Origin of the sequence: Kutzneria buriramensis (assembly GCF_003387475.1) — a bacterium.
Classification (GTDB): domain Bacteria; phylum Actinomycetota; class Actinomycetes; order Mycobacteriales; family Pseudonocardiaceae; genus Kutzneria; species Kutzneria buriramensis.
This window is the reverse complement of the sequence record NZ_QUNO01000008.1, coordinates 1-26,446: the sequence shown is the minus strand read 5'-3', so window position 1 is coordinate 26,446 and position 26,446 is coordinate 1. Positions and strand designations below refer to the sequence as shown.

Here is a 26,446-nt window from a genome sequence, read left to right as displayed (position 1 = left end):
TCTCCAAGATGGCAACGAAGCCCGACAGATCCACCGCGAGCGTCCGCTTCCGGCTCACCCTGGCCACCCAGGTCGGCGAGGGCATCGACGGGTACATCCTGGGCGGCCTGGGCGCGGTGGTGCCGGCCGTGACGACCGCGCTGAACATGTCCGCGTGGATGGTCGGGCTGATCGGCTCGTCCGCGCTGGTCGGCATCTTCGTCGGCGGCCCGCTGTTCGGCTGGTTCGCCGACCGCTACGGCCGGCGCATCGTGTTCCTCACCGACATGCTGATCTTCCTGGTCGGCTCGATCGCGCAGTTCTTCGTGCAGGACGCGTGGCAGCTGTTCATCATCCGGCTGCTGATGGGCATCGCGATCGGCGGCGAGTACGCGATCGGCGCGCCGCTGCTGTCCGAGTACGCGCCGAAGGCCAACCGCGGCCGGCTGCTGGCCAGCCTCGAGGTCAGCTGGTACGTCGGATACATGGTGGCCTTCGCGGTCGGCTACGCGCTGGTCGACGTGCCCGACGGCTGGCGCTGGACGTTGGCCAGCAGCACCGTGATCGCGGTGGCCTGCGTGTCGCTGCGGGGCGGCATCCCGGAGTCCGCGCGGTGGCTGCTGAGCAAGGGCCGGCGGGCCGAGGCGCAGGCGCTGATCGAGCGTTTCGACATGGACGTCGACGTGGACGCCGAGGTGGCGGATGCCGAGCCCCGCAACAGTCTGCGGGCGCTGTTCACCCGGGAACACCTGCGCAGCACCATCTTCGCCAGCACCTTCTGGGCCGCGCTCGTGCTGCCGTACTTCGCGATCAGCACCTTCTACCCGCAGGTCCTCGGCGCGCTCGGACTCGGCGACGACGCGCTGGCGGGTTCCTTGGCCAGCAACGGTTTCGCGGTGCTGGGCGTCGCCGTCGGCTGCCTGCTGGTGGAGCGGATCGGCCGGCGCAGGCTGCTCATCCCGCCGTTCTGGATCACCGCCGTGGCGCTGGCCGTCGTCGGGATCTGGCCGAACGCGCCGATCGCCGTCGTGGTGATCTGCTTCCTGGTGTTCTCGTTCCTCAACGCCGCCTCCAGCGCGCTCACCGCCGTGTACCCCCTGGAGGTGTTCCCCACGTCCATCCGCACCACCGGCGTCGGCTTCGCCACCGCGATGAGCCGGGTCGGCGCGGCGATCGGCACCTTCCTGCTGCCCATCGCGCTGACCTACGTCGGCGTCGGGTTCACCCTGTTGATCGGCGCCGCCGTGCTGGCGCTGGGCGGTGTGGTGTCGCAGTTCCTGGCGCCGGAGACCACCGGGCTCGACCTCAGCCACGCGGTGCGCGCCGCGCACAAGGCGACCGTCAGCGCCAGTTGACGCCCTCGGCGATGAGGATCTTGCGGAGCTGGCCCGTGCCGAGGTCGACGCCCTCGGCGCGGACCGCCTCCGCCAGGGTTTCCAGCGTCCACCGGCCGCGGCGGGCGAACGCGACGATCCGGTCGCGGTCGTCCTCGGTCACGTTGGAACGCCGCCCCGAGCCCGGCTGCGCCATCAGTCCCGGCACGCCGTGCTCGTCGAAGGCCGTCAGCCAGCGCTTCACCGTGTGTGGGGTCAGTCCCGCCCGCGCCGCGATCGACGTCACCGACTCTCCGCGCCAGGCCGCCAGCACCAGTTGGGCGCGGCGGGCCCACGCGTTGGTGCCCGCGCCGTCGGCCAGCGACCGCACCGCGTGCTCCTCCCAGGCTCCCACCGGCGGCCTCATGGCATCCGGGCCTCCTCTCCCGGACACACCGTAACCCCGCGGTGCCGTTCGATAGGGTCTGCCGTCATGGGGGCGGACGTCCGGTTGGTGGAGATCACCGATGAGAACCGGGAAGCGGTGTGCGCGCTGCGGGTGCACCCGTCGCAGGAGCGGTTCGTCGGGTCGGTGCCGAGTTCGCTGGCCGACGCCGCCAAGACGCCGGAGGCGGAACCCTGGTATCGGGCGGTGTGCGCGGGCGACGAGCCGGTGGGCTTCGTGATGCTGAGCTGGAACGTGCCGCCGGGGCGACCGGGGATCATCGGCCCGTACTTCCTGTGGCGCCTGCTGATCGACGGCCGGCACCAGGGCCGCGGTTACGGCCGGGCGGCGCTCGACGCGGTGGTGGAGCTGATTCGGGCCGACGGCGCGGCAGAGCTGCTGACGAGCCACCAGCCGGACGGGGACGGGCCGGGGCCGTTCTACCACAAGTACGGGTTCGAGCCGACCGGCGAGGTGGACAACGGGGAGCCGGTGCTGCGGCTGAGGCTGACCACCCGGCCGGGTATGCGCACCACCCCGCCGCGACCGGTCGACGTGGCGGCGGTGTTCCCTGAGCTGGCGGCGTATCGGAGGGACGCCGTCCGACTGCATCCACGCCGCGGCAGGCCGAGCGCGTGGGAGAGCTCGATGGGCGGGCCGATGGTGTGGCCGGCCGAGCCGTGGCCGCACTGCGCCACCCACGAGGCTCCGCTGGTTCCGATTCTCCAGATCTTCGAGCGGCAGGTGCCGGAGCTGCCGTTCCCCCACGGCACGGATGTGTTGCAGGTGCTGTGGTGCGCGTTCGACCATCCCGACACCTGGACGGTCCGTACGGAGATCTTCTGGCGTGACAGCGCCGGGCTCGGACCTGTGACACCACCGATGCCGCTCTGGGCCGACGAGGACTATCTGCCGGCTCCGTGCGTCCTGCACCCGGAGCGGGTCGTCGACTATCCGAGCTGGGACCTGCCCAGCGCCGTCTGGGATGTCCTCGAACCGCGACTCACCCAGCTCGAGATGGAGACCGGCTGGTCCTACCAGCACCATCTGTCGGTGTCGCCCGGCGTCAAGGTCGGCGGCTACCCGACGTGGACGCAGGAGGCGGATTGGCCCGGCTGCCCCGGCTGCTCCAACCCCATGGCGCATCTGCTGACGGTCGGCAGCGCGGAATTCGACGGCGGGAGCTGGCAGACCTGGCTCCCGGTCGAGGACACGCCGGCCTCGGGCACCGTGCTGGACCTGGATCTGCCCGCCCGGACGGCAAGCCAGTCCGCACCGGGTCTCATGCTCGGGGACATGGGCGGTGTCTACCTGTTCGAGTGCCTCACCTGCCCGGACCGGCCGTTCGAGCAGCGCTTCGACTGCTCTTGATTCGACGAGGGGGTTGACCGGATATGCCTGACAGGCGGACGTTCCTGCGCGGCGCCGCGGTCGCCGGGATGGCGGCGGTGCCGCTGCTCGGGTCGGCCGGCACGGCGTCGGCCGCGACCTGGACCAAGCGGCTGACCGGCGCGGATCTGGACACCAACAGCCGCTGGCAGGTCGCGGGCACCGATCTCGGCATTCCGTACGTGCTGGAGAACGGCTCCATCGGTTACCTGTTCGGCGACACGTTCGGCGGCCCCTGGCCGGAGGACGGCATCGACTGGCGAGCCCCGGTGATGCTGCGCTCGAACATCCATCCCGGCGCGGCCGGCGGCGTCGTGTTCGACAGCGCCGCGAAGGTCGCGGGCAGTGGGCGGGCGCCGGAGCTGATGGTCAACGGACACCGCGGGGTGGGCATCGACGGCGTCTGGGAGGTGACCGTCATTCCCAACGACGGCATCAGCTTCCCGGAGACGGGGCGTCAGATCATCTCGTACATGAGCATCCAGAACTGGGATTCCGCCGGCCCGAACGGTCCACAGTGGAAGTCCAACTACGCCGGCCTGGCCTCCTCGGACAACGGAAACGACTTCACGCGGACCACCCTGAAGTGGCAGAACACCGCCGACAACACGGACCCGTTCCAGATGTGGACCATGCAGCGGGACGGCGACTACGTCTACATCTTCTCGGTGCGGTCGGGCCGCCAGGACGGGCCGATGATGCTGCGCCGGGTGCTGTGGTGGCAGTTGTTCCACCCCGACGCGTACGAGGGTTGGGGCTGGAACGGCACGGCCTGGTCCTGGGGCCGTGGCCCCGCGTGCACCGCCATCCTGTCCGGCCGTTTCGGCGAGCCCTCGGTCCGGAAGCTGAGCGACGGCACCTGGGTGATGGCGTACCTGAACTGCGTCACCGGTTGCATCGTCACGCGCACCGCCACCGGCCCGGACCGCGTGTGGTCGGACGAGAAGGTGCAGGTGTTCCCATGGCAGGAACCCGGGCTGTACGGCGGTTTCATCCACCCCTGGTCGACGTCGCAGCCGAACGGCTTGCACCTGATGGTGTCCAAGTGGACCCATGACCAGAACGGGCATTCCACCGCGTATCACATGAGCCAGTACGTCGGCAGCGTGTGATCTCACCGCTGAAGCAGCACGGGCTTGAGCACCTCCCCGGACTCGGCCGCCGTGAAGGCCTCGCCGATGCGGTCGAACGGGAAGTACGTCACGAGCTCGTCGAAGGGGAACCGCCCCTGCCGGTACAGGTCGATCAGGGAACCGATGAGGCCGACGCTGCGCCCCTCGCCGCCGAGAATGCCGATGACGCGCTTCCCCCACAACAAGCCGAGATGGTCGAACTGGACCTCGGCGCCGGCCGGCGCGCCGCCGATCAGGGCACAAGTCCCCCGCATGCCAACGGAATCCACGGCCTGCCGGCACACCGCCACAACGCCGGTGCATTCGAGGCCGAAGTCGGCGGGACCGCCGCAGATCTCGTGCACGGCGGCGACGGGATCGGTCTCCAAGGCGTTCACGGTGTCGGTGGCGCCGAAACGCGACGCCAAGGCGAGTCGGGAAGCGTGCCGGTCGACGGCGATGATCCTGGTGGCGCCGGTGTTCCGAGCGGCCATCACGGCGGCAAGTCCTACGGAGCCGGCGCCGAAGACGACCAGGCTGGCGCCGACAGAAGGGCGGAGCACGTTGAGAACCGCCCCGGCGCCGGTGGACAGGCCACAAGCCAAGGGGCCCAACAGCTCCAACGGCAGTGAAGGATCAACGGGGACGAGCCCGCGACAGGGCACGACGGCGTGGGACGCGAAGGAGGACTGGCCGAAGAAGTGGCTGGCCAGAACCGAACCGTCCGGCATCCGCAGCGCGGTCGAACCGTCGGCACGTCCACCGCCGACGAGAAGGTCGCTCAACCGCAGGCAATACCGGGGCTGACCGTCGAGACAGTTGCGACAGGAACCGCACCACGGCCAGCCCAGCACCACATGATCACCCTCGCGGATGCCCTCGACGTTGGGGCCGACGGCCTCGACGACACCGGCGCCTTCGTGGCCCAGGACACCGGGCAGGGGGAACGGGAGGTCTCCGTGACGCGTGATGGAATCGGTGTGGCAGATGCCGGTCGCCACGATCCGCACCCGCACCTCACCCCAGCGCGGCTCCCCGAGCAGGACTTCCTGCGGCACGAACTGCCCGTGTCGCCCCTCCACGACGGCAGCGGTGATCTTCATCGTGCCGCCTTTCCGCAGCGGGCCAACAAGGTTGCCGCGTCGTACGGCACGGACAGTGCCCGGTCCGACAGATCGCCGGGAATGCGCGGATGCCCCTGGTTGACGCGGATCAGGCGAGCGCCGGACGTGCCGCGCACGATGGCCTCGGCGGGCCGGCGAATCACGGTCGGCGTGCTGAGGCCGGCGCCGATCTCCAGCACCACCAGGCCGCCACTTGCCGCACGATCTTCCAGCCATTTCGCGAGCCGCCGACCGGTCGCGACGTAGGGGTCCTCGATGAACTCGGGGCCCTTGCGCACGTTGAGGAACACCCGGCCACCACAGTTGGGGCAGGTGGGCGGGCTGGTGACGGTGCCGGATTCCGGGTCGTACGTGGCCAGGGCGGCCTCGACGATCGGACGGCTGGCCCAGGTCTGCCGCGTGCACGGGAGTTCGCACTGGTACCGGGCGTAGTCGCCCTGCGGCGTCCAGATTCGCTCCCGCGAGAAGCCGTTCCGCTCGAACAGGCCGTCCACATTGGACGTCATGACGAAGTGGTCGCGGCCTCCGACGATCTCCCGCAGCTGCTGGTAGACCGGATTGGCGCCGGGGCCGAAACGGATGTCGTCGACGTGGACGGACCAGTACCCCCACAGCAGCGGCTGCGGCAGCGGCAGCCCGATCAGCTGGTAGCGGGCGCGCAGCCCGGCCTTGTGCAGTGCGGGAAAGAGCTCGGCGAACCGGGCGGCGTCGCCGTAGTCGTAGCCGGCGGCGGCCGAGAGGCCGGCCCCGGCGGCGACGAGCACGTGCTCGGCCTCGTCCAGCCACCGCCGGCAGGTGTCGATCAGCGGGTCCATGCGGTCAGGTGCTCCAGGTAGGCGGCGTGGTCGTGCGCGCCGAAGGTGTCGAAGACAACACGGTCGAAGCGGCCCGGATGGGCGTCCAGCCAATCGACCACAGTGGACAGTGCGACGCCGGCGGCCCGGTCGACGGGAAAGCCGAACACGCCGGTGCTGATCCCGCAGAACGCGATGGTGCGGATCGGCGAGAACTCGGCGGCCAGGTCCAGGCAGGCCCGGTAGCACGAGGCCAGGGCCCGATCGTGCGCAACCGTGACGGCGTCGTGCACGATCGGCCCCACGGTGTGCAGGACGTACCGGGCCGGCAGGTGGTAGCCGCGGGTGATCTTCGCGGACCCGGTCGGCTCCGGCGCGTCGGCGATCTCCAGGCAGGCCGCCCGCAGCCGGGGCCCGGCGACGGTGTGGATCGCGTTGTCGACGCAGCCGTGCATCGGCAGGAAGCAGCCGAGCAGCGAACTGTTGGCCGCGTTGACGATCGCGTCGGCGGCCAGCGTGGTGATGTCGCCGCGCCACACCGAGATCCCGGGCAGCGCGACCGGAAGCCGCAACGGATCGACCACCGGTCGCAGCCGGTTTTCCCCGCTCAGCAAGGCATCCAGTAGCTCGATGACGGAGGAGGGAACTGTCTCGCGGACGGTCAGGGCGGCGCGAAGGACCGAGCGTGGCGACGAATCCCACTCCACACCGAGTCGCCGCAACGCTTCCTCGGTCAGGGCGTCGAACCGGTCCGGTGACGCGGCCGGGACGGCCGGACGAAACGGCTCGTCCAGCCGGAGTGAGCCCGGCATGACGTCAGAACAGACCGTTGCGGTGGGGCAGCTCGGCCGGGATGGGCGCGATCACGTCCCAGTGCTCGACGATCTTGTCGTCCTGCACGCGGAACAGGTCCCAGTACGCCACCGGCTGGCCGAACTCGCCCTCGGACTGCACGAGCACCAGGTCGCCGTCGGCGACGATCCGGTGGATCGTCTTGTACACCAGGTTCTTGCCCTGCTTGGCCCACTCGGCGGCGGCCGCGCCGAAGCCGTCGAGGCCGTCGGCGGCCTCCGGGTTGTGCTGGTGGTAGGTCTCGGTGGAGATGTAGTCGGTCAGCACCGAGTAGTCGGCGTCCTGCAACACCTTCTGCGCGAAGCCGGCGACGACGGCCCGGCTGCGCTCGGTCCGGCCGGACGCGTAGGGCGTGGCCGGGCCGTCGGTCTGGGAGCGACCACTGGCCGTCTGCTCCACCAGAGGCGTCAGGGCGTCCCAATGCTCGGCGAGCTTGCCGTTCTCGACCCGGAACAGGTCGAAGGCGACCAGCGGCGTCGGGCCGAAGCCGTGGTAGACGCCGTGCAGGGCGACCAGGTCGCCGTCGGCGATCACGCGGGCCAGCTCGTAGCGGAAACCGCTGGGCAGGTTCGACACCAGGCTGCGCAGGCCCTCGGGGCCGTCGGCGGCGAGCGCGCTGTGCTGACGGTAGTCCGGCGCCACCCAGCGGTCCACGGCGGCCGGGTCCTTGTCGCCGAACAGTTCGCCGGCGGCCTGAAGCACGAGATCCTTGTTGCTCACGGGAGTGTCCTCGTCGGTCGGGACGGCGGGCCTTGTCGCCCGCCGATCACCGCTCAACCTTCTCCCCAACGCAGCCGCCGAACCAGGTCGGAATCACGCCCCGGCATGGTCAGAAGTGGACATCCCCACCGGCGACGTCTTGTTCTCGGCCACCCAGCGCTCGAAGTCGGCGGACCCGACCGGCGGCGGCAGGTGGCCGTCGATGGTCCAGAAGTCCGTCGGCGTGTTGTCGACGTGGATCTCCGAGCTGAGGCCGCGCTCGGTCAGGAACGCCGCCAGCCAGCCGTTCAGCGTGCCCATCCAGCGCCGCTGCCGCTCGGGATCGGTGTTCTGGTAGGCGATCTGGTCGATCCAGATCCGCACGAACCGCTCGGCCGGCTCGCCGCCGACGAAGAACTGGTCCGGCTCGTACTCGTGGAAGGCCACGCTCACGTAGAACCTGGGCAGCCCGGCCCGGCCGTGGTAAAGCTCGGTGACACGGGCGGAGAACGCTTTCCGGTCGGCGGCGTCATACACGCCCCGGGGGTAGTGGACATGCCACATCGGCATGGTACGGCTCCTGTTCCGTGGTTACGGCAGGCTCGGGTACAGCACCCGCAGGTCCTGCGCGAGCCCCTGCTTGATCCGCCGGCTGGTCTCGTCGGCGACGATCTCGTAGTCGCCGGTGATCAGCCCGGCGACGGCCTTGTCCACGACGGACTCGGCCGTCACCTTGGGCCGGTCGATGTGCGCGACCATGTCGGTGTCGACGAAGCCGACGTGCAGGCCGACGACGCGGACCTTGCGCGGCGCGAGCTCCAGACGCAGCGAGTTCGTCAGCGACCACAGGGCGGCCTTGGACGCGCAGTACGCGCCGGCGCCGGGCGCGCTGGTCCAGGAGAACATCGACAGCATGTTCAGGATCGCGCCGCCGCCGTTGCCCTCGATCACGCCGGCGAACGCGCGGATCATCGCCAGCGTGCCGAAGAAGTTGGTGTCCAGGTCGGCGCGGACGTCGGCGAGGTCGCCGGTCAGCAGCGACGCCTCGGTGAGCACGCCGGCGTTGTTGATGAGGAGGTTCACGTCCGGCGCGGCCGCGGCGGCGGCCGCCACATCGTCCGGATCGGCGATGTCCAGCCGCAGCGGGGTCACGCCCGGGCGGACTTCGACGGGCTTGCGCGCGCCGGCGTAGACCTTGGCGCCATGCGCCAGCAGCTTGTCGACATACAGCTTGCCCAGGCCGCGATTGGCGCCGGTGACCAACGCGGTCGCGTGGCTCAGATCCATTACCGCTCCTCCAAGACCTGCTCGAACAGGGCCCGGGCGGCGGCCTCGGGGCCTGCGCCCGGCCGGGTGCCGCGCTGGGCCAACATGCCTTCGACGATCAGTTGCAGCCGGTCGGCCGCGCCGGCGCCGTCGGGGTGCCCCAGCGCGGAGAGTTCGATCATCAGGAAGTCGCGCATCCGCTCGTAGTGGAGGCGGGTGCGGACGTGCACGGGGTGCTCGGGATCGGGCAGGCCCAGGTCGGCGGCGACGAACCGGCAGCCGCGGAAGTACGTCTGCGCCGACCGGTCGAGGTAGAAGTCGAGGAACGCCAGCAGCCGGGCGCGCGGGTCCGTGCCGGCCCGGTCCATCCGCTCGGCGATCATGTCGAGGTCGGCCCGCGACGCCTCGCCGATGGTCTCGGCCAGCAGGTTGTCCTTGCCGCCGAAGTGCTGGTAGACGGACCGGCGGGCGACGTCCGCGGTCCGGAGGATGGCGTCCAGCCCGACGCCGACGCCCTCGGTGTAGCTCAGCGTCGAGGTCGCGGCCAGCAGCCGCTCCCGGGGTCCCGGTCTGGTCATTCTCGGTCACCACCCGTGGTAGATCGACCGGTCTATCTATACCCCGATCGGTGTCCACTGACAAGCGGTGATGCCCGACACGCATGGGCCGGTGCGATACGGGCCTTGGACGTGCCGGTTCCCGACGACGCAGGCTGAAGGCATGACGAAACCCGCGCTCGGACCGGTGGGCGCGCTGCTGCCGGTCTCCTTCACCGAGTTGCCGCCGATCGACCTCCAGCGCGAGGCGGTCCGGCGGCTCGAACGCGCCGGTTACGGCGCCGCCTGGACGAACGAGGTGATCGGCGGCAAGGACGCCCTCGTGCAGCTGGCGGTGCTGCTCGCCGAGACCGAGCGGATGGTGTTCGGCACCGGCATCGCCAACATCTGGGCCCGGCACCCGCAGACCATGCACGGGGCGGCGACCGTGCTGGCGCAAGCGTTTCCGGGGCGGCTGGTGCTGGGCCTGGGCGTCGGATACCCCGAGCAGGCGGCCAGCGCCGGCCTGGAGTTCGGCAAACCGCTGGCCACCATGCGGGACTACTACGGGCGGATGACGGCCGAGAGCCGGCCGCCCGCGCCGGACGTGCGCTACCCGAGGATCATCGCCGCCAACGGGCCGAAGATGCTGGCGCTGGCGGCCGAGATCGCCGACGGGGCTCTGCCGGCGTGGCAGCCGCCGACATTCACCGCGCAGGCACGGGCGGCCCTCGGCCCGGACAAGCTGCTGGTCGTGGGATTGCCCGTGACGGACGACGTCGCCGTGCAGGTGCGGGAGCACCTGGACGCCGGGGCGGACCACGTCGAGCTGACGCTGCCCATCGGCACGGACTTCGCGACCGGGATCGATCAGCTGGTGGAGCTGGCGCCGGCGGTGCTGGGCTGAGGCGTCCTGATCAGCTTGGCCACCAGGGGAATCGCCAGCAGCACCAGCACGCCGACCTCCGCCAGCAGGGACAACAGCGCCTGCGGGGCCGGGTCGAGGCCGCGCTCGATGAACGTCCCGATGCCGACGGTGCGTGACAGGGCGAATCCGACCAACGCACCGGCGGCCAGCCCGGCGGCGGCGAGCCTGAGCAGGAACACGTTGCCCAGCAGCAACAGGAGGGCGATGGCGAAGGAGCCGCTGGCCTGGAGCAGGAATGCCGGCCCGACAAGGGGAATCGCGCGATAGCCGTGCAGGTACAGGTCGGCGTGGATGTAGCCGCTGGCGGCCAGCAGGACGGCGGCTGCGTATCGGGTCATGCGAGCTTCACGTCCTTCACGGCGAGGCCCGGGGTTCCGGGCCGGTAGGCGACCTCGCGGATGCCGAGGGCGTCGGCGAGCTTGCCGGCGGGCAGGGTGACCGGCGTCGGCGCGGGCCCGACGCCCGGCTTGGGCAGCGGATACGCCGTGGTGGTGGCGCTGTGGAAGGTGATGTTCCCCTCGGTCTTGGTGAACAGCTGGTGCACGTGCCCGTTCAGGCAGGTCACCGAGGAGAAGCGGCGCAGGTACGACAGCGCCTGCACGGCGTCGTCGGTGCCCCAGCCCCACGCGGGATACATTGCGAACAAAGGGATGTGGCTGAAAACCACGATCGGCGTGTCCGAGGACAGCTTAGCGACGTCGGAGCGGATGAAGTCCAGCTGGTCCGGGCCGAGGTGCCCGAGCTTCTCCAGGCTCAACGTGTTGACCAGGGCCAGGAAGTGCACGCCCTTCATGTCGAAGCTGTACCAGCCGTCGCCGGCGGTGCCCGCGCCGAAGGCGGCCCGGTACTTCTGGCCGGCGTCGTCGACGGAGTCGTGCTCGCCGGGCACCGTCAGCGTGTGCCCGGTGTTCAGCTTGCTCATCATCTGCTTGACCTGGTCGAACTGGGCCGGCGTGGACAGGTGGCTGAGATCGCCGGTGTGCATGACGAAGTCGGGCCGGAACGGCAGCGCGTTGACCTGGTCGATGGCGTGCTCGAAGGACTGCTCGACGGCGGTGTTGGCCGGCCCCTTGAAGCCGATGTGGCTGTCGCTGACCTGCACGAACCGCAGCGCGTGCGGGTCGGCGAGCGGGTCCGGGGCGGCGGCCTGGGCCGGGTCCGAGATGTGGCTGATGACCTCGCCGCCGGCCACCGTCAGCACCACCGCGGCGCCGAACCACGCGGTGTGGCGCAGCAGCTGCCGCCGGGTCATGCCGTGTTCTTCGTCCACAGTGGAGTCGCTCACGGCGTCACCGTCACGGTGGCGGTCATGAACGGGTGGATGGTGCACAGGTACGAGAACGTGCCGGGCACGGTGAACGTGTACTGGTAGGTGTCGCCCTGGTTGAGCGGCTTCGAGTTGAGCGGGCCGGCCTTGCCGTCGCTGGTGACGGTGTGCGGGTCCTGGTCGGAGTTGGTCCAGGTGACCGTGGTGCCGGCCTTGACGGTGATCACCGCCGGGTCGAAGGCGAAGTTCTTGATGGCCACAGTGTTCGTGGCGACCGCCGCGTCCGCTGTGGACTGCGTGGTGGTCGGCATGGACATGCCGGTCATCGACTGGCTGGGCGCCGTCGGTGTCTGGGCCGGGCTGCACGCGGCGAGCGCGACGACCGCCATGCCGACCACCACGATCCCCCTCGCCCCTTGAAGTTTCCTCATGCCAAGGGATACGGGGCGGGGTTACGCCGGCGGCGGCACGAACACCTCGACCCGGCCGGCGTTCTCCCGCACCAGGATGTGCGGCAGCGGCGGCGGGGCGACCGGGAGTTCGTGCGTCGACAGCGAACCGTCCACATTGAACGACGTGCGGTGGCACGGGCAGTTCAGCTGCCGCGCCGGGGCGTCCAGCCGCAGCCGGCAGCCGAGGTGGGTGCAGATGGCCGACACGGCGCTCACCTGTCCCCCGCTGCGCCGCAGAAAACCCGTCACCGCGCCGAGGTCGAACGCCTGCACGGCGCCGTCCGGCAGGTCCGTGGAGGCGACGACCGCACGCCACTCCCCGTTGTCCGGCACCAGGTTCTGTTCCTTCGGCGCGGCCGCCGTCAGGCCGTCCGTGAGCACGTGATCGAGACCCGCCCCGACCGCTGTTGCCGCGGCGGCCGCGGCGCCGATCTTGACGAATCGCCGCCGGTTGCTCCCGGGCTTCTCCCCCGACAGCTCGCCCGCCAGCCGATCCCGCAGCCCCTCGACGAAGTCCTCGGACGGCTCGCCGTCGTCGTCGGCGCTGTTGAGCAGGATCGCCGCCCGCACCTCGGCGGCCTCCTCCTCGCTCGCCTTGAACGGGCGGGGCTTGCGCTGCCGCAGCAGATCCTCGACATACCGCCAAACCGGAGTGTTCACGACAGCATCCCTTCCGCTACCGCCGCGGCCTGCCGAAGCGCCCGGTGTTGCAGCACCTTCGCGTTGCCGATCGTTATCCCCAGTTCGGCGGCGGCCTCCCGGATCGAGCAGGCGCCGAGGAAGCGCAGCTCCAGGATCCGCCGATAGCGTTCGGGCAGCGCGGCGAGGATCGCCGCCGCCCGCGCCGGCGCGCTCGGGTCGCCCGACGCCGGCTCCGGCGTCGAGATGCCCAGCTCCTCGTCCAGCGTCGTGACCTCCCGGCCGAGCGTGCGCCGCCAGTAGTCCGCGAGCACCGTGCGCGCCGTCGCCAGCAGGTAGGACCGGACCTCGCCGATGGTCGCGGTGACCCGCAGCGGCTTGAGCGCCGTCAGGAACACCTCCGTGGTGAGATCCTCCGCGTCCGGCCGGTTGCCGACCTTGGCGTACATCAGTTTGTGGATCCGGCCGACGTTGTCGCGGTAGACCGCTTCCCAGTCGGCGTAGACCTCCTCGCCCACCAGGTGCAGCCCCCTCGGCTCCGCCCGCTGCTCACGCCGTGCACGCTCGCCCACGCGACACCATCCTCCACCCGTCCCGTGAACAAGTACGGAGGCGGGTTACGCGAGCAGCCCGTGCAGCAGCAGATCGATCAGGCGGACGGCCAGGTCGCGCCGGTTCTCGCTGGTCGCGATGAGGCTGATGCCGCCCAGGGCCAGCAGCACGTCGTCGGCGTCGACCCCGGGCCGGACCTCGACGGTGATCAGCGAGGCGATGGCCCCGGCCAACATCGCCCGGGTCTCCAGCCGCTCACCCTCGTCGGTCAGCACCACCCGCAGCACGTCGCCCATGCCGTACTTGGTCGCCATGAAGTCGATGAACCGCTCCATCCACGTCCGCAGGGCCTCGACCGGCGGCAGCTCCGCCGCCAGGTCCGGGGCCGCGTCGCACAGGCGCCGCACCTCGTGGCGGTAGGTCGCCTCGATCAGCAGCTCCTTGGACGGGAACCGCCGGTAGAGGGTGCCGATGCCGACCCCGGCCTCGCGGGCGATGTCCTTGACCGAGGCGTTCGCGCCGTCCCGGCCGAAGGCCGCGGCCGCCGCGACCAGCAGGCGGTCCTCGTTGCGCTGCGCGTCCGCCCGCAGCTTGCGGCGCTGTTCCGGCACCGTGTCCCTTCCCGGCTCCGCCTAACCGGAACGGAGTCCGGATACAGTCTAGGCCGATTCTGACCAAGGTTCGAAGGCGTGACGGACCTGAACGCGGCCGGGCGCATGGTGGAGGCGGCCTCGGCCTGGCTGGACAGTCTGGACGACGAGCAGCGCGCCGCCGGCGCCTGGCCGTGGCCGGCGGAGGAGGAAAGACACCGCTGGTTCTACACGCCGACCGACCACGGCGGTCTGCCGCTGACCCGGATGCGGCCGGCGCAGCAGCAGCTGGCGATGCGGCTGGTCGCCACCGGCCTGTCGACGGCGGGTTTCGTGACGGCGTCGACGATCATGGGCCTGGAGAACGTGCTCGACCGGCTGGAGGGCTGGCGGGTGGACTGGGGCCGGGAGCGCGGCCGCGACCCGCAGCTGTACTACCTGCGGGTCTTCGGCACGCCGACGCTGCGCGGCCCCTGGTCGTGGCGGTTCGGCGGGCACCACGTGTCGGTGCAGCACCTGGTCGCGGACGGTGAGGTGCAGGCCAGCACGCCGTGCTTCCTGGGCGCCGACCCGGCGGCGTCGCCGCTGCTCGGCGGCCATCTGCTGCGGCCGCTGGGGGCGGTGGAGGACCTCGGGCGGGACCTGGTTCGCTCGCTGAACGACGAGCTGGCCGCACGGGCGGTGATCAGCTCGGTGGCGCCGGTGGACATCGTCACCGGCAACCGGGCCCGGGTCGGGGACGGCGACACCGCGATGCGGCTGCCGGACGTGTGGCGCGGGCGGTTCACCGAGCCGCGGCTGGCCGACTCGGTGGAGGAGATCCAGCGCCGGGCCGAGGCCAACGCCGGGATGCAGCCCCGGCACCACGAGGAGGTGTCGCTGACGGCCGCGCCGAAGGGGGTGCCGGCGGCGGACCTGTCACCGGAGCAGCGGGAACAGGTGCGAGCCCTGCTCATGGTGTTCCTCGGGCGGGTGCCGGACGAGCTGGCCGCGCGGGAGGCGGCGAAGTTCGCCGGCGACCGGCTGCTCGACGTGCACTTCGCGTGGGCGGGCGGGGTCGAGCCCGGGCAGCCGCACTACTACCGGCTGCAGGGTCCGCGGCTGCTCGCCGAGTACGACAACACGCAGCGGAACGTGAACCACGTGCATTCGGTGTGGCGGGACCCCGAGGGCGACTTCGGCGACGACGTCCTGGCCCGGCACCTGGCCGAGCACCACTCGGCATAGGGCCGCACGGGTGGCGCATGGAGGGACGCCACCCGTGCGGGTCACTTCGCGCGGGCGGCGGCGGTCGTGGGTCCGCCACCGCCCGCGCCGGCGCGGATCACGCCTTGCGGTCGGCTGCGAGCCAGGCCGCGAGGCGGGTCTGCGCCAGACGGGCGTCCGGACCGGGCAGCAGGGCGGTCTGCCCCGGACGGCCGCCGAAGAACAGGGCGTCGGCGTCGGCGACCACCTTGCGGGGGTCCTGACGCCACTCGAGCACGGTGCGGATCCACACGTCCACCGGCATCGGCTCGGGGCCGGCGACCTCGAAGATGCCGTTGAACGGCTCGCCGGCCGCGGTGCGCGCGACGGCGGTGGACACGTCGTCGGCGGCCATCGGCTGGGCGCTGACGTGCGGCAGCCGGACCTCGCCGTCGACGGTGCAGGTGTCGGCGATGGAACCGGCGAACTCGAAGAACTGGGTGGCGCGCACGATGGTGTGCGGCAGCTCGGAGTTCCGGATCAGCTGCTCCTGGGCGACCTTGGCCCGGTAGTAGCCGACCTCGGCCTCCCGGTCGGTGCCGACGATGGACAGCGCCACGTAGTGCCCGACGCCGGCGTCCTTGGCCGCGGCGATGAGGTTGGTGGTGGACGTGGTGAAGAAGTTCATCACGTCGTCGTCGGCGAACGACGGCGAGTTGGAGACGTCCACCAGCACGTCCGCGCCCTGGAGCGCCTCCTTGAGCCCCTCGCCGGTCAGCGTGTTCACGCCGGTGCTGGGCGCGGCCGGCACCGCCTCGTGGCCGTGTTCGTTCAGCTTCTTCACGGCGTTCGAGCCGATCAGGCCGGTGCCCCCGATGACCACGATCTTCATGGTTGTCCCTTCCCGCTTCTCGCGTTGCTCACCAGTCAAGACCGGGCAGCCGTCTCATGTGTGACAGGTTCGCCGCCACCGACGAAGGCGTCCCGCGGATGTTCCACCGACGCCAGCGAGACGATGTCCCGTCCGAACAGCGCGGCGGTCAGCCAGACGGCGAGCACCCGCACCTTGCGTTCCCAGGTCGGCACGGCGAGCACGTGGTAGCCGCGGTGCATCAGCCACGCCGGCAACCCCTTGATCGTGATCTTCTTGTACTGGAAGATGCCGCGGCCGATGCCCAGCGTGGCAACGGATCCGAGGCCGTGGTGCGCGTACGGCCTCACCTTGCGGCCCCGCAGCGACGCGGCGATGTTGCGGGCCAACAGCTTTCCTTGCCGGACGGCGTGCTGCGCGTTCGGCACGGTGTATCCGCCGTGGACGACATCCGGCACGGCGGCGTCGTCGCCGGCGGCCCAGGCGTCCGGCACGGCCTCCACGTCCGTCCCGACTCGCAGATCGGCCCGAACGACGACCAGCCCGCGCTCGGTGATCGGCAGGTCGGTGTGCTTGCGCACCACGGGATTGGCGTCGTTGCCGGCGGTCCAGACGATCAGCTCCGTGTCGAACTCGACGCCGTTCGACAGCACCACGTGACCGTCCACAGCGGACTTGACGACCGTGTTCAGGTGAACCTCGCCGCCGCGACCCTCGAGCGACCGCACCACCCAGCGCCCCGCTTCCGGCGACACCTCGGGCAGAATGCGGTCCGACGCCTCGACGAGGTGGAACCGCAGCTCGTCACGGGTGATCTCCGGGTACTTCTTGAGCAGTGCCGTCGCCAGCGACAGCAGCTCGCCGAAGCCCTCCACGCCGGAGAAGCCGCCGCCGACGAACGTGACGGTGAGCAGTCTCTGCCGCATCGCCCCCGGCGGCAGCACGGCGGCCCGGTCGAAGGAGGTCAGGAGGCTGTCGCGGACGGCCACCGCCTCTTCGACGTGCTTCAACCCGATCGCCCGCTCGACGATGCCGGGCACCGGGAACCGTCGCGTCACCGCGCCCGCGGTGACCACGATCAGGTCGTAGCCGACCTCGAAGGCGTCTCCGTCCGGCGGCTGCACGGTCACCGACCGCCGCGCGTGGTCGACCACCGTCACCCGCCCGGCGATGATCTTCGCGCGGCGCAGGTGCCGGCGCATGGACACCGCGGCGTGCCGTGCCTCGATCGAGCCGGCCAGCACCTCCGGCAGGAACGGCTGGTAGGTCAGGTACGGCCGGGGGTCGACGACGACCAGCTCGGCCTCGCCCGGCCGCAATCGTTTGCCCAGCTTCCAGGCGGCGTAGAAGCCCGCATACCCGCCGCCCACGATCAGGATGCGCTTCATACCAGGTGGACAACACAGCCACCCGGGGTGTGACAACGGCGGGCCGGGAACGTGACCGGCGTCTCCGTCACAGATCCGGGGCCTGCCCGGTCATGACTGTCGTAGGAGTCCACGCCCCGGAAGGCGGTCAGGCAGTGAGCATGACACACGATGATCCGAGCATCTTCCGCCCCGGCGGCCCGCCGCCGAAGCTGGAGGTGGTCTCGACCGTGGCGGGCGTCCCGCAGATCCACGAGAAGGCCGAGGCGATGACGATCCTGGTCACGCTGCCACCCGGTAGCCCCGGCGCGGTGCCGCACCGCCACCCCGGCCCCGCCTACGGCTACGTCCTCAAGGGGGCGCTGCGGTTCGAGCTGGAGGGCGAGCCGGAGCGGGTGGTCAGGCCCGGCGAGACGTTCTGGGAGCCGGGCGGCGACGTCATCCACTACCAGGACGCCAACGCCCTGGACGACGAGGAGTCGATGTTCGTCGTCACCATGTTCTGCGTGCCCGGTCAGCCGATGCTGATCCCGGTGCCCGAGGAGGAACTCGAGGCGCGCAAGGACCGGCGCGCACCGCGGCCGTGAAAACGCTGCGGCGCAAGGCGGATCAGCCCAACGGATGATCCGTCGGGACGGGGAAGGCGGCCGGGTGGGCGTACGCTGCGAGAGCGGTGCGCCACCCGGCCCAGCCGCGTTCCGACGGCGAAGGGGAGCGGGAAGCATGGGCACGACCGGCGCCTCGACCCTGGACGACGCGGCCGCGGTGTTCGCGGCGGTGCGGCCCCGTCTCTTCGGCATCGCCTACCGCATGCTGGGTAGCGCGGTCGACGCCGAGGACCTGTTGCAGGAAGTGTGGGTGCGGTGGCAGACCTGCGACCGGTCGGTGGTGGAGAACCCGGCCGCGTACCTGGCCACCACGACCACCCGGCTGGCCATCAACGCCACGCAGACCGCTTACGCCAGAAGGGAAAGCTACGTCGGGCCGTGGCTGCCGGAGCCGGTGGACACCTCGGCCGACCCGGCTCTGGGCGCCGAGCGCGCCGCCGCGCTGGAGCTGGCGGTGTTGCTGCTGCTGGAAAAGCTCACGCCGACCGAGCGCGCCGCGTACGTGCTGCGGGAGGCGTTCGACTATCCGTACAGCCAGATCGCCGAGATCGTGCAGACGACCGAGGTCACCGCGCGGCAGTACGTGAGCCGGGCGCGCAAGCACCTCGCCGCCGAGCGTCGCGCGCCGGTCGATCCGACCGAGCAGCGGCGGCTGCTGGCCGCGTTCGTCGCGGCGGCGCAGGCCGGCGACCTGTCCGCGCTGGAGGACCTGCTCGCGGCCGACGTGGTCAACTACGCCGACGGCGGTGGCGTGGCCCGCGCGGCGAAGGTCGTGGTCACCGGCGTCACCACCGTGGCGAAGCTGGTCGCGGCCTGGGGCAGCGGCACGTTCTGGGACGGCATCGAGGTCGCGACGACGGTCGTCAACGGTGTGTACGCGATGACGATGCGGCGGGGCGGCGAGCTGATCGGCGTGGTCACGGTGGCCGGCTCGGCCGGCCGCATCGACGAGGTGATGTGGATGGTCAACCCGGGCAAGCTCACGGCGGTGTGACCATCCACAGTGGACGTCACAGCCAGCGCAGGGCGGCGTCGGCCATGTCGTCGGGGGTGGAGTTGAAGGCGATGGCGGCGTTCGGCGCGTGCCGGCGGACCAGGTTCACCACCCGCTCGAACAGCTCCACCAGCGGCTCGTCCTTGCGGATGCCGCCGCCGATCACCACGCAGGCGTACTCGCCGCCGGCCAGCGCCGCGACGATCGCCGCCTCCGGCTCGTCGTCCGGCGCGACCAGGCACATGTCCGCCGGCACGCCGAGTTCGTCGAACCTGCGGCGGCCGCGCGCGATCGCAGCCACCACCGGTTCGGGGTCGTAGCCGGGAATCCGCACCGGATCGAGCCCGATCACGAGCACCCGCGCCATGCGGCGAGGGTACCGCTACACCTCGGCCAGACGGGCCCGAATCCGCGCCGCCTCCGGCGCGTCGAGCTCCTCGAAGATCTCCAGGGCCGCCCGCCAGCGCTCGCCGGCGTCGTCGCGCCCCAGGGCCTCGGCGGTCTCCGCGAGGCCGGCCAGCGACCGCGCCTCCTCGAGCCGGTCGCCGGTCTGGACGAACAGTTCCAGCGCGGCGGCGTAGTCGGCGTGCGCCGCCGCCAGGTCGCCGATGCCGTGCCGCGCCTTGGCCAGCCCGTGACGTGAGTACGACTCACCGGACCGGTCGCCGGCGGCATGGAACAGCGCCAGTGACCGCTCGTAGAAGCCGACCGCGGTGTGGTGATCGCCCTGGCGCACGGCGAGTTCGCCGAAGCCGTCCAGCACCGACGCCTCGCCGATCGAGTAGTCGAGCTCCCGGAACACGGCGAGCGACTGGTCGAAGTACGCGACCGCCTGCGGGTACCGGTCGCGGTTCATCTCGGCGTCGCCGAGACTGTTCAGCACGAACCCCTCCATCGTGCGGGCGCCGACCTGGCGGTACAGCGGCAGCGCGGTGGTGAAGTACTCGACGGCCACGTCGTAGCGGCGGCGGTACTGGGTCTCGATCATGCCGAGGTTCGCCCACACCCGGGCCTGCCCGAGCACGTCCCCCGTCTCCTGCAACAGGTCCAGCGCGCGGCGCAGGAACGTGCCGGCCTCGTCGGGCCGGCCCAGCCGCCGGTGCGCGCTGGCGATGCTGATCAGCGCCGCCGCCTCGGCGGTCTTGTCCCCCGCCTCGCCGGCGGCCCGCGCCGCGTTCCGGTACAGGGCGAGCGATTCCACGCCGTGGCCGCCCACGTCGAGGTAGCGGAACAGCACCGTCGCCAAGCCGCTGGCGTGGTCGACGCCGGCGTGCGCGGAGACCGCGACGAAGTTGGCCCGCTCGCTGTCCAGCCAGGCCCGGGCGACGTCGGGATCGGCCAGCTCGGGGCCGGTCGCCGGCTTCGGCAGGCTCGGCCGGTTGTCGCGCTCGGCCGGGAACACGGTGTCCATCGCGGTCGCGGCGGCGTGCAGGTAGTGGTCGTACAGCCTGGTCAGGGCCTCGTCGCGCTCGGTCGCCAGCTCCACGGCGTACGCCCGCAGCAGGTCGTGCATGCCGTACCGATCGGGCGGCACCTGGATCACCAGGTGGGCGGCGGCGAGCGCGTCCAGCAGCCCGCGGGCGGCCGCCGGCGTCGTGTCGGCGAGCGCGGCGGCGGCGTGCACGTCGGCGTCGGCCCCCGGATGCAGGCCCATCAGCCGGAACATCCGCGCCTGGTCCTCGTCCAGCTGCTGGTACGACCAGGAGAACACCGCCCGCACGGAGGTCAGCGGGTCGCCGTCGGCGTCGAGCAGGTCCAGCCGCCGCTGCCGGTCCGCCAGCTCCTCGGCCAGCTCCGCCAGCGGCACCTTCGGCCGGCTGACGGCCAGCTCCGCCACCACACGCAGGGCCAGCGGCAGCCGCGCGCACAGATCGGCCAGCTGCGCGGCGGCCGCCGCCTCCGCGTCGACGCGGGGCCCGATCAACGCGCGCAGCAGCGTCGCCGATTCCTTCTCCGACAGGGTGTCCAGGTTGACCCGCCGCGCCCCGTCCCGGGCGACGAGGCCGGCGAGCCGGTCCCGGCTGGTCACCAGCAGCACCGATCCCGGCGCGCCCGGCAGCAGCGGGCGGACCTGGTCGACGCTGCCGGCGTTGTCGGCTACCACCAGCATCCGGCGGCCCGCCATCAGGCTCCGGTACCGCACGGCCCGCTCCGCGGTGTCGACGGGGATCTGGGCGCCGGCCAGGCCCAGCGCGCGGAGGAAGCCGGCCAGCGCGTCGCCGGCGGAAACCGGCTGCTCGAGGTCGTAGCCGCGCAGGTTCACGTAGAGCTGGCCGTCCGGGAAGCGGTCGGCCACGCGGCGGCCCCAGTGGATCGCCAGGGCCGTCTTGCCGACGCCGGCCGTGCCGTCGATCGCGGAGATCACCACCGCGCCCTCGGCGGCCGCGTCCAGCAGGGTCGTCAGCGTCCGCAGCTCGTGCTGACGGCCGGTGAAGTTCAGCACGTCGGAGGGCAGCTGGCGAGGCACCGCCCGCTGGTCGACGGAGCCGGCCAGCACCTGCTCGTGCAGGGCACGCAGCTCGGGGCCCGGTTCGACGCCGAGCTCGTCCCGCAGCGTGCGGCGGGCCCGCTGGTAGGCCTCCAGCGCCTCGGCCTGCTCACCGGCGGCGGCCAGCGCGCGCATCAGCTGGGCGTGCAGCCGCTCACGCAGCGGGTGGCGCTCGATCAGCTCCCGGAGCTCCGGCACCAGCTGGCGGTCGCCGCCGCGTTGGAGGTCGGCCTCCACGCGGTCCTCGACGGCGTGCAGGCGCAACCGCTCCAGCCGGGGCACCTCGCGTTCCCGCAGCAGCTCCGACGGCACGTCCACCAACGGCGTCCCGCGCCACAGGGCCAGCGCCCGGGCCAGCACGTCGGCGGCGGTCTCCCACTCGCCGTTGCGCGTGGCCTCGGCGCCCCGGCGGCACAGGTCCTCGAACTCCAGCAGGTCGGTGTCGGCCCGCCACACGTAGCCCGGCCCCTGGGTGACCAGCCGCTCCGCCAGCTCCGGGGTGAGCGCCTGGCGCAGTCGGGTGACGTAGACGCGGATGCTGCGGGTCGCGCCGGCCGGTGGCGCGCCGTCCCAGACGAGTTCGGCCAGCTCATCGACCGTGACGATCTGGTTCGCGCGCACCGCGAGCGAGGCCAGCAACGCCCGCGGCCTGCCGCCGGTGATCGTCAACGCCGCCCCGCTGCCGTCGACGACAAGCAGCGGCCCCAGAACCCCGACGCGCACGCAAACCCCTCCTCGCGCCACCAGAATACGCATTTCGTCGCTCGACCACGCGGACACGGGCTACAGTTGCGTCATGACCTTCGCCGTGTGCCTGAACTGGTGGCGTCCCGCATAAGGGACGGCTCCTTCACGCGCACGCGTGCCGTCCGGATGGACGGCAGGTCTCCCCTCCTCGGCGGGGTGGTGTCCGTTCATCGGGCGTGACCACCTCGATCCGTTGGGAGAGAACAATGTTGGCGAACCAGATCCAGGCGGACCCGGCCCGCTTCCGCGTGCTCACCGGCGACCGGCCGACCGGGCCGCTGCACCTCGGGCACCTGTTCGGCACGCTCCAGAACCGGGTGCGGCTCCAGGACATGGGCGTCGAGCTGTTCGTGATCGTCGCCGACTACCAGGTGCTGACCGACCGGGACGTGGCCGACCGGCTGCGGGAGACCGTGGAGGGCCTGGTGCTGGACTATCTGGCGGTCGGCATCGACCCGGAGCGTGCCACCGTGTTCACGCACAGTGCGGTGCCGGCGCTCAACCAGCTGCTGCTGCCGTTCCTGAGCCTGGTGTCGGTGCCGGAGCTGAGCCGGAACCCGACCGTCAAGGACGAGATCGCGCACTCCCGGCAGTCCTCGGTGAGCGGCCTGATGTACACCTACCCGGTGCACCAGGCGGCGGACATCCTGTTCTGCAAGGGAAACCTGGTGCCGGTGGGCCGGGATCAGCTGCCGCACGTGGAGATCACCCGTACTGTGGCGCGCCGGTTCAACGAGCGCTACGGGCCGGTCTTCCCCGAGCCGGAGGCGTTGTTGTCGGCGGCGCCGGTGCTGCTCGGCACGGACGGCCAGAAGATGAGCAAGAGTCGGCAGAACGCGATCAGCCTCGGCGCGACGGCAGACGAGACGGCGCGTCTACTCAAGGGCGCCCGCACCGACGCGGACCGGCACATCACGTACGACCCGGTGAACCGGCCCGAGGTGTCGAGCCTGGTGCTGCTGGCGGCGCTGTGCTCGGACCGTGCACCGGAGGAGGTCGCGGCGGAGATCGGGGACGGCGGCGCGGCGGCGCTCAAGCGGACCGTCACGGAGGCGGTGAACGAGTTCCTGGCGCCGATGCGGGCCCGTCGGGCGGCCTACGGCGCCGACCTGGCGTACGTGCGCAAGATCGTCCAGGTCGGCAACGAGCGGGCCAACGCGATCGCGGACCGGACGTTGGCCGAGGTCAGGGCGGCGATGGGGATGGACTACTAGACGATGCCGGGCAGGCCGCTCGACTCGAAGGTCTCCAGGTCGCAGCGGGCCCTGCGGGTCTGCTCGTGCTCGGGGCCCAGCGCGCGGGCCATGTCCGCGACCACCTCGCGCAGCAGCCGGACCGCCTCGGCCCGATCACCGTCCGCGCCGACGTTGACCGCCAGGAGCCTGGTGGTGACCAGCGTCTGCTGGTGGTCGGGCCCGAGCGTCCGGGTCAGGTCGGCGATCAGCCGCTGGAACATGGCCGTGGCCGCCGACCGGTCGCCGCGCTCGCCCAGGTTGAACGCCAGGTGACCGGTCGCCTTCAACGTCAGCTCGTGGTCCGGGCCCAGCACCCGGGCCAGGTCCGGCACCACCTCGCGCAGCAGGCGCACCGCCCCCTCGCGGTCCCCGCCGTCGCCGACGCACACCGCGAGCCGGTGCCGCGCCGTCAACGTCTGCCGGTGGTCGGGGCCCAGCAAGCGCGTCAGATCCGGGATCAGCTCCGAGTACAGCCCGATCGCGAGCGCCCGGTCGCCGCCGGCCTCGGTGAAGCGGCGCCGCGCGACCAGTATCGGCTCGTCCTCGGTCATCTGTTCTCGTCCCCCTGAGGTGCGTGTGGTCCAAACCTTATCGCCGCGGCTCCAGCGCCGCCGCGATCGCCGGCTCCACGGTCTCGTGCTCGAAGGTGAACCCGTGCCGCAACAGGGCTTCCGGCATCGCCCGCTGGCCGGTCAGCGCGCCGGCGTCGGCCAGCTCGCCGACCATCAACCGTAGCAGGCCGGCCGGGTACACCCACGGCGTCGGCCGGCGCAGCGACTTGCCGACGGCACGGGTCATTTCGGCGTTCGTGACCGGATTCGGGCCGGAAAGGTTGAGCGGGCCACGGATCTCGTCGTGCTCCAGTGCGAAGTGGATGGCCGCCACCTCGTCGTGCAGGGAGATCCAGGACAGGTACTGGCGACCGTCGCCGATCCGGCCGCCGGCGCCCCACGCCACCATCGGACGCAGCTGGCCCAGCAGACCGCCCGTGGGCGAGAGCACGATTCCCGTGCGCAGCAAGACAACCCGCGCGCCGGCGTCCACCGCCGGGCCGGTCGCCTCCTCGCGGTCACGGTCCATTTCGGCCAGGAAACCGTCGCCGGCCGGCGCGGACTCGGCGACCGGGCTGTCGCCGGTGTTTCCGTAGTAGGCGACCGAGGAACTGTTCAGCAGCGCGGGAACTCCCGTCGCGGCGACCGCCTCCGCCAGCACGCGGGTCGGCGCCACGCGGCTGTCGTACAGCTCGGTCTTGAACGCCGGCGTCCAGCGCTTCTCGGTGGTGTCGACGGCGCACAGGTTGATCACCGCGTCGACGCCGTCCAGCGTGGCCCTGTCCAGCACGCCGGCGGCCGGGTCCCACGGCCGCTCGTCGGCCGCCTTCGGGGCGCGGCGCACCAGGCGCAGCACCTCGTGGCCGGCCGCGCGGAGCACGGGGGTCAGGGCGGTTCCGATCACGCCGGATGCCCCGGCGACGACAACGCGCATCAGTGTTCTCCGGCTCAGCCGCGCACGGCGGCGATCAGGGCGTCCAGGGTCCGGCCGACGGGCTTCGCGCCGCCGGTCCGCGTCCACTCGTCCACGGCATTGTTCAGGCAGGCCAGCGCGGCGAAGGCGATCGCCCGGGCCTTGAGCGGGCGCAGGTTGAGCGGCCCGTCCAGCCGCTGGGTGAGGTTCGGCGCCAGGCCGTCCACCCAGCGGGCCTGCTTGGCCAGCAGCGCCGGCAGCAGGCTGGGGGCGTCGATGAGCATCGTGGCGATCGCCAGGTTGGTCTCCGGGTCGGCGGCGAGTTCCTCGATGTGGTGCTTGAGGGCGTGCCGCACCGCCGTCCAGGCCGACTCCGTCGTCGGCCGGGCCTCGAGCGCGTCGGCGATCTTCACGCCGACCTCGTCCAGGTGCCCGACGACCATGTCCTCCTTGGTCGGGAAGTACCGGAACACGCTGCGCGCCGACATGCCGACCGACTCGGCGACGTGGTCCACGGTCGTCCGCTCGTACCCGTTCGCCACGAACAGCGCCATCGCGGCCTCGGCGATCCGCGCCCGCACCGCTTGGCGGGTCAGCTCCCGCAGCGCCGAATTCCTCCGGGTGTCCGCCACGGGGCCAGCATAGCGTCTCCCACTGACGGACTTGTCAGTCACTGACACGCATTGCGAATGCGTCCGGCATCACGACGTGACCGGGCCTCGGCGCCCGACCGTCGAGGCGATCGTTTCGACGGCCGGGTACCGGTACATGGACACACGCCGGCCCGATTCGCCGCCACGCTGCACGGTCCCGGCGAGGACCCGTGGTGGATCTACGCCTGTGCCGGCATGTTCGAGTCCATCCGGCGGGGACGGCGGGCCCCGGAAGCCCATTAGCGTCACCGTCCCGTGACGCCGTCGACCAGCTCCCGCAGGATGTCGGCGTGTCCCGCGTGCCGGGCGGTCTCCTCGATCAGGTGGGTCAGCGTCCACCGCCGTGACGGCCTCGACCGGCCGCGCCTGGGCCCCGGCTCGGCGAGGTCGTCCCAGGACGCGATCTCACGGTTCGCCTCGGCGATGGTTTCCTTGTAGGCAGCCAGAATCGTGCCGACAGTGTCGCCCGGAGCGGCGTGGAACGTGGCCTGCCAGTCGGTCACGTGATGGCCCAGCAGCCAGTGCCGCTCCACGTACGTGAGGTGCTTGACCAGCCCGAGCAGATTCGTGCCGGACGGCACGCCGGCGGCCTTGGCCCTCGCCTCCGGCACCCCGTCGACCTTGGCCGCGAGGCCGTCGCGGAGGTAGTCGAGGAACCCGACGAGCACGTCCCGCTCGCCGGTGCCGGTCGAGGGTGGCCTTGCGTCGTGTCTGCCGCTCATGCGCACGACGATCGCAGCGGGCCACCTCGATCGGCACGTGAAGTTGCCGGAGCAGCAAACGTTCAGAGGCTGTGGGCGGCGATGTCGCCGTACGAGGTGGTCGCGTGGATGTCCAGCTCGGCGGCGCCGTCGGTGTTGCGCAGGGCGTTGCTGATCCGGCCGTAGGAGGTGCCCG

At 71.6% G+C, this 26,446-nt stretch carries 30 protein-coding genes; 8 read left to right on the top strand and 22 right to left on the bottom strand.

Annotated features, from left to right (window positions below):
* Positions 1-8 precede the first annotated feature (8 nt).
* Complete coding sequence (locus BCF44_RS23415) at positions 9-1,334, top strand: MFS transporter (protein ID WP_116176509.1); 1,326 nt, start codon at positions 9-11, stop codon at positions 1,332-1,334.
* Here BCF44_RS23415 and BCF44_RS23410 read toward each other — a convergent pair.
* Positions 1,321-1,719, bottom strand: coding sequence for a helix-turn-helix domain-containing protein (locus BCF44_RS23410; RefSeq protein WP_116176508.1), 399 nt, complete (start codon positions 1,717-1,719; stop codon positions 1,321-1,323). The genes BCF44_RS23415 and BCF44_RS23410 overlap by 14 nt on opposite strands.
* Before the next feature lie 66 nt (positions 1,720-1,785).
* Here BCF44_RS23410 and BCF44_RS23405 point away from each other — a divergent pair, with 66 nt between their 5' ends.
* Positions 1,786-3,108: a GNAT family N-acetyltransferase gene (locus BCF44_RS23405; protein ID WP_116176507.1), complete on the top strand. Its 1,323-nt coding sequence runs from the start codon at positions 1,786-1,788 to the stop codon at positions 3,106-3,108.
* 23 nt (positions 3,109-3,131) lie between these two features.
* The gene (locus tag BCF44_RS23400; protein ID WP_116176506.1) at positions 3,132-4,238 is read left to right on the top strand and encodes a glycoside hydrolase family 183 protein; all 1,107 of its coding nucleotides are present in this window, start codon (positions 3,132-3,134) and stop codon (positions 4,236-4,238) included.
* A gap of 2 nt (positions 4,239-4,240) precedes the next feature.
* Here the strand turns inward: BCF44_RS23400 and BCF44_RS23395 are convergent, their stop codons facing one another.
* The 7 genes from BCF44_RS23395 to BCF44_RS23365 form a co-directional block, all read right to left on the bottom strand.
* Positions 4,241-5,341, bottom strand: a complete 1,101-nt coding sequence (locus BCF44_RS23395) for an NAD(P)-dependent alcohol dehydrogenase (protein WP_116176505.1) — start codon at positions 5,339-5,341, stop codon at positions 4,241-4,243.
* A complete protein-coding gene (locus tag BCF44_RS23390; RefSeq protein WP_116176504.1) occupies positions 5,338-6,177 on the bottom strand; it encodes an SIR2 family NAD-dependent protein deacylase in 840 nt (279 codons plus the stop codon). The genes BCF44_RS23395 and BCF44_RS23390 overlap by 4 nt, the downstream gene beginning before the upstream one ends.
* Complete coding sequence (locus BCF44_RS23385) at positions 6,165-6,968, bottom strand: macro domain-containing protein (protein ID WP_116176503.1); 804 nt, start codon at positions 6,966-6,968, stop codon at positions 6,165-6,167. Before BCF44_RS23385 ends, BCF44_RS23390 begins: the two co-directional genes overlap by 13 nt.
* A gap of 4 nt (positions 6,969-6,972) precedes the next feature.
* A complete protein-coding gene (locus BCF44_RS23380; RefSeq protein ID WP_116176502.1) occupies positions 6,973-7,728 on the bottom strand; it encodes a nuclear transport factor 2 family protein in 756 nt (251 codons plus the stop codon).
* 93 nt (positions 7,729-7,821) lie between these two features.
* Complete coding sequence (locus tag BCF44_RS23375; protein ID WP_116176501.1) at positions 7,822-8,277, bottom strand: tautomerase family protein; 456 nt, start codon at positions 8,275-8,277, stop codon at positions 7,822-7,824.
* A 21-nt stretch (positions 8,278-8,298) separates the two neighbouring features.
* Positions 8,299-8,994, bottom strand: coding sequence for an SDR family oxidoreductase (locus tag BCF44_RS23370; protein WP_116176500.1), 696 nt, complete (start codon positions 8,992-8,994; stop codon positions 8,299-8,301).
* The gene (locus BCF44_RS23365) at positions 8,994-9,551 is read right to left on the bottom strand and encodes a TetR/AcrR family transcriptional regulator (RefSeq protein ID WP_116176499.1); all 558 of its coding nucleotides are present in this window, start codon (positions 9,549-9,551) and stop codon (positions 8,994-8,996) included. The genes BCF44_RS23370 and BCF44_RS23365 overlap by 1 nt, the downstream gene beginning before the upstream one ends.
* A 142-nt stretch (positions 9,552-9,693) precedes the next feature.
* Here BCF44_RS23365 and BCF44_RS23360 point away from each other — a divergent pair, with 142 nt between their 5' ends.
* Positions 9,694-10,416 (top strand): LLM class flavin-dependent oxidoreductase, encoded by a 723-nt coding sequence (locus BCF44_RS23360; protein WP_116176498.1) that lies wholly within the window; start codon positions 9,694-9,696, stop codon positions 10,414-10,416.
* Here BCF44_RS23360 and BCF44_RS23355 read toward each other — a convergent pair.
* From BCF44_RS23355 to BCF44_RS23330, 6 genes are all read right to left on the bottom strand, one after another.
* Positions 10,380-10,775 carry a hypothetical protein gene (locus tag BCF44_RS23355; protein ID WP_116176497.1) on the bottom strand — a complete coding sequence of 132 codons (396 nt, stop codon included), beginning with the start codon at positions 10,773-10,775 and terminating at the stop codon, positions 10,380-10,382. The genes BCF44_RS23360 and BCF44_RS23355 overlap by 37 nt on opposite strands.
* Complete coding sequence (locus tag BCF44_RS23350; RefSeq protein WP_246015464.1) at positions 10,772-11,722, bottom strand: metallophosphoesterase family protein; 951 nt, start codon at positions 11,720-11,722, stop codon at positions 10,772-10,774. The genes BCF44_RS23355 and BCF44_RS23350 overlap by 4 nt, the downstream gene beginning before the upstream one ends.
* The gene (locus tag BCF44_RS23345) at positions 11,719-12,093 is read right to left on the bottom strand and encodes a cupredoxin domain-containing protein (protein ID WP_246015463.1); all 375 of its coding nucleotides are present in this window, start codon (positions 12,091-12,093) and stop codon (positions 11,719-11,721) included. Before BCF44_RS23345 ends, BCF44_RS23350 begins: the two co-directional genes overlap by 4 nt.
* 63 nt (positions 12,094-12,156) lie before the next feature.
* Entirely contained in the window at positions 12,157-12,816 is a 660-nt protein-coding gene (locus BCF44_RS23340) for a Rieske (2Fe-2S) protein (protein ID WP_116176495.1), read from the bottom strand.
* A complete protein-coding gene (locus tag BCF44_RS23335; RefSeq protein WP_246015461.1) occupies positions 12,813-13,367 on the bottom strand; it encodes an RNA polymerase sigma factor in 555 nt (184 codons plus the stop codon). The genes BCF44_RS23340 and BCF44_RS23335 overlap by 4 nt, the downstream gene beginning before the upstream one ends.
* Before the next feature lie 45 nt (positions 13,368-13,412).
* A complete protein-coding gene (locus BCF44_RS23330; RefSeq protein WP_116176494.1) occupies positions 13,413-13,958 on the bottom strand; it encodes a TetR/AcrR family transcriptional regulator in 546 nt (181 codons plus the stop codon).
* Positions 13,959-14,036: 78 nt separating this feature from the next.
* Between BCF44_RS23330 and BCF44_RS23325 the strand changes: the two genes are divergently transcribed.
* Positions 14,037-15,164 carry a DUF3500 domain-containing protein gene (locus BCF44_RS23325; protein WP_246015459.1) on the top strand — a complete coding sequence of 376 codons (1,128 nt, stop codon included), beginning with the start codon at positions 14,037-14,039 and terminating at the stop codon, positions 15,162-15,164.
* Between the two features lie 97 nt (positions 15,165-15,261).
* On the opposite strand, the gene BCF44_RS23320 is transcribed toward BCF44_RS23325, so the two are convergent.
* Entirely contained in the window at positions 15,262-16,014 is a 753-nt protein-coding gene (locus tag BCF44_RS23320) for an SDR family oxidoreductase (protein ID WP_116176493.1), read from the bottom strand.
* Positions 16,015-16,049: 35 nt separating this feature from the next.
* Positions 16,050-17,381 carry an NAD(P)/FAD-dependent oxidoreductase gene (locus tag BCF44_RS23315; RefSeq protein WP_116176492.1) on the bottom strand — a complete coding sequence of 444 codons (1,332 nt, stop codon included), beginning with the start codon at positions 17,379-17,381 and terminating at the stop codon, positions 16,050-16,052.
* Between the two features lie 140 nt (positions 17,382-17,521).
* On the opposite strand from BCF44_RS23315, the gene BCF44_RS23310 reads away from it, so the two are divergent.
* A complete protein-coding gene (locus BCF44_RS23310; protein WP_116176491.1) occupies positions 17,522-17,947 on the top strand; it encodes a cupin domain-containing protein in 426 nt (141 codons plus the stop codon).
* A gap of 136 nt (positions 17,948-18,083) precedes the next feature.
* Positions 18,084-18,962, top strand: coding sequence for a sigma-70 family RNA polymerase sigma factor (locus BCF44_RS23305; protein WP_116176490.1), 879 nt, complete (start codon positions 18,084-18,086; stop codon positions 18,960-18,962).
* Between the two features lie 16 nt (positions 18,963-18,978).
* Here BCF44_RS23305 and BCF44_RS23300 read toward each other — a convergent pair whose 3' ends face one another.
* Positions 18,979-19,329 (bottom strand): hypothetical protein, encoded by a 351-nt coding sequence (locus BCF44_RS23300; RefSeq protein ID WP_116176489.1) that lies wholly within the window; start codon positions 19,327-19,329, stop codon positions 18,979-18,981.
* 15 nt (positions 19,330-19,344) lie between these two features.
* Positions 19,345-22,173 carry an AfsR/SARP family transcriptional regulator gene (locus tag BCF44_RS23295; protein WP_170217699.1) on the bottom strand — a complete coding sequence of 943 codons (2,829 nt, stop codon included), beginning with the start codon at positions 22,171-22,173 and terminating at the stop codon, positions 19,345-19,347.
* A 230-nt stretch (positions 22,174-22,403) separates the two neighbouring features.
* On the opposite strand from BCF44_RS23295, the gene trpS reads away from it, so the two are divergent.
* Positions 22,404-23,411: a tryptophan--tRNA ligase gene (gene trpS, locus BCF44_RS23290; RefSeq protein ID WP_116176487.1), complete on the top strand. Its 1,008-nt coding sequence runs from the start codon at positions 22,404-22,406 to the stop codon at positions 23,409-23,411.
* Here trpS and BCF44_RS23285 read toward each other — a convergent pair.
* The 4 genes from BCF44_RS23285 to BCF44_RS23270 form a co-directional block, all read right to left on the bottom strand.
* Complete coding sequence (locus BCF44_RS23285) at positions 23,408-23,983, bottom strand: tetratricopeptide repeat protein (protein WP_116176486.1); 576 nt, start codon at positions 23,981-23,983, stop codon at positions 23,408-23,410. The two genes, trpS and BCF44_RS23285, sit on opposite strands and share 4 nt — an antisense overlap.
* 37 nt (positions 23,984-24,020) lie before the next feature.
* Positions 24,021-24,917 (bottom strand): TIGR01777 family oxidoreductase, encoded by an 897-nt coding sequence (locus BCF44_RS23280; protein WP_116176485.1) that lies wholly within the window; start codon positions 24,915-24,917, stop codon positions 24,021-24,023.
* A gap of 14 nt (positions 24,918-24,931) precedes the next feature.
* Complete coding sequence (locus BCF44_RS23275; RefSeq protein ID WP_147328605.1) at positions 24,932-25,528, bottom strand: TetR/AcrR family transcriptional regulator; 597 nt, start codon at positions 25,526-25,528, stop codon at positions 24,932-24,934.
* A gap of 266 nt (positions 25,529-25,794) precedes the next feature.
* Positions 25,795-26,271, bottom strand: coding sequence for a DinB family protein (locus BCF44_RS23270; protein ID WP_116176483.1), 477 nt, complete (start codon positions 26,269-26,271; stop codon positions 25,795-25,797).
* Positions 26,272-26,446 lie beyond the last annotated feature (175 nt).

Coding starts and splice junctions, on each gene's coding strand:
- BCF44_RS23395 (WP_116176505.1), bottom strand. CDS start 5,341: ATGAAGATCACCGCTGCCGTCGTGGAGGGGCGACACGGGCAGTTCGTG.
- BCF44_RS23390 (WP_116176504.1), bottom strand. CDS start 6,177: ATGGACCCGCTGATCGACACCTGCCGGCGGTGGCTGGACGAGGCCGAG.
- BCF44_RS23285 (WP_116176486.1), bottom strand. CDS start 23,983: ATGACCGAGGACGAGCCGATACTGGTCGCGCGGCGCCGCTTCACCGAG.
- trpS (WP_116176487.1), top strand. CDS start 22,404: ATGTTGGCGAACCAGATCCAGGCGGACCCGGCCCGCTTCCGCGTGCTC.
- BCF44_RS23315 (WP_116176492.1), bottom strand. CDS start 17,381: ATGAAGCGCATCCTGATCGTGGGCGGCGGGTATGCGGGCTTCTACGCC.
- BCF44_RS23305 (WP_116176490.1), top strand. CDS start 18,084: ATGGGCACGACCGGCGCCTCGACCCTGGACGACGCGGCCGCGGTGTTC.
- BCF44_RS23385 (WP_116176503.1), bottom strand. CDS start 6,968: ATGCCGGGCTCACTCCGGCTGGACGAGCCGTTTCGTCCGGCCGTCCCG.
- BCF44_RS23310 (WP_116176491.1), top strand. CDS start 17,522: ATGACACACGATGATCCGAGCATCTTCCGCCCCGGCGGCCCGCCGCCG.
- BCF44_RS23405 (WP_116176507.1), top strand. CDS start 1,786: ATGGGGGCGGACGTCCGGTTGGTGGAGATCACCGATGAGAACCGGGAA.
- BCF44_RS23400 (WP_116176506.1), top strand. CDS start 3,132: ATGCCTGACAGGCGGACGTTCCTGCGCGGCGCCGCGGTCGCCGGGATG.
- BCF44_RS23415 (WP_116176509.1), top strand. CDS start 9: ATGGCAACGAAGCCCGACAGATCCACCGCGAGCGTCCGCTTCCGGCTC.
- BCF44_RS23270 (WP_116176483.1), bottom strand. CDS start 26,271: ATGAGCGGCAGACACGACGCAAGGCCACCCTCGACCGGCACCGGCGAG.
- BCF44_RS23370 (WP_116176500.1), bottom strand. CDS start 8,994: ATGGATCTGAGCCACGCGACCGCGTTGGTCACCGGCGCCAATCGCGGC.
- BCF44_RS23410 (WP_116176508.1), bottom strand. CDS start 1,719: ATGAGGCCGCCGGTGGGAGCCTGGGAGGAGCACGCGGTGCGGTCGCTG.
- BCF44_RS23365 (WP_116176499.1), bottom strand. CDS start 9,551: ATGACCAGACCGGGACCCCGGGAGCGGCTGCTGGCCGCGACCTCGACG.
- BCF44_RS23300 (WP_116176489.1), bottom strand. CDS start 19,329: ATGGCGCGGGTGCTCGTGATCGGGCTCGATCCGGTGCGGATTCCCGGC.
- BCF44_RS23320 (WP_116176493.1), bottom strand. CDS start 16,014: ATGAAGATCGTGGTCATCGGGGGCACCGGCCTGATCGGCTCGAACGCC.
- BCF44_RS23355 (WP_116176497.1), bottom strand. CDS start 10,775: ATGACCCGATACGCAGCCGCCGTCCTGCTGGCCGCCAGCGGCTACATC.
- BCF44_RS23345 (WP_246015463.1), bottom strand. CDS start 12,093: ATGGCGGTCGTCGCGCTCGCCGCGTGCAGCCCGGCCCAGACACCGACG.
- BCF44_RS23280 (WP_116176485.1), bottom strand. CDS start 24,917: ATGCGCGTTGTCGTCGCCGGGGCATCCGGCGTGATCGGAACCGCCCTG.
- BCF44_RS23360 (WP_116176498.1), top strand. CDS start 9,694: ATGACGAAACCCGCGCTCGGACCGGTGGGCGCGCTGCTGCCGGTCTCC.
- BCF44_RS23375 (WP_116176501.1), bottom strand. CDS start 8,277: ATGCCGATGTGGCATGTCCACTACCCCCGGGGCGTGTATGACGCCGCC.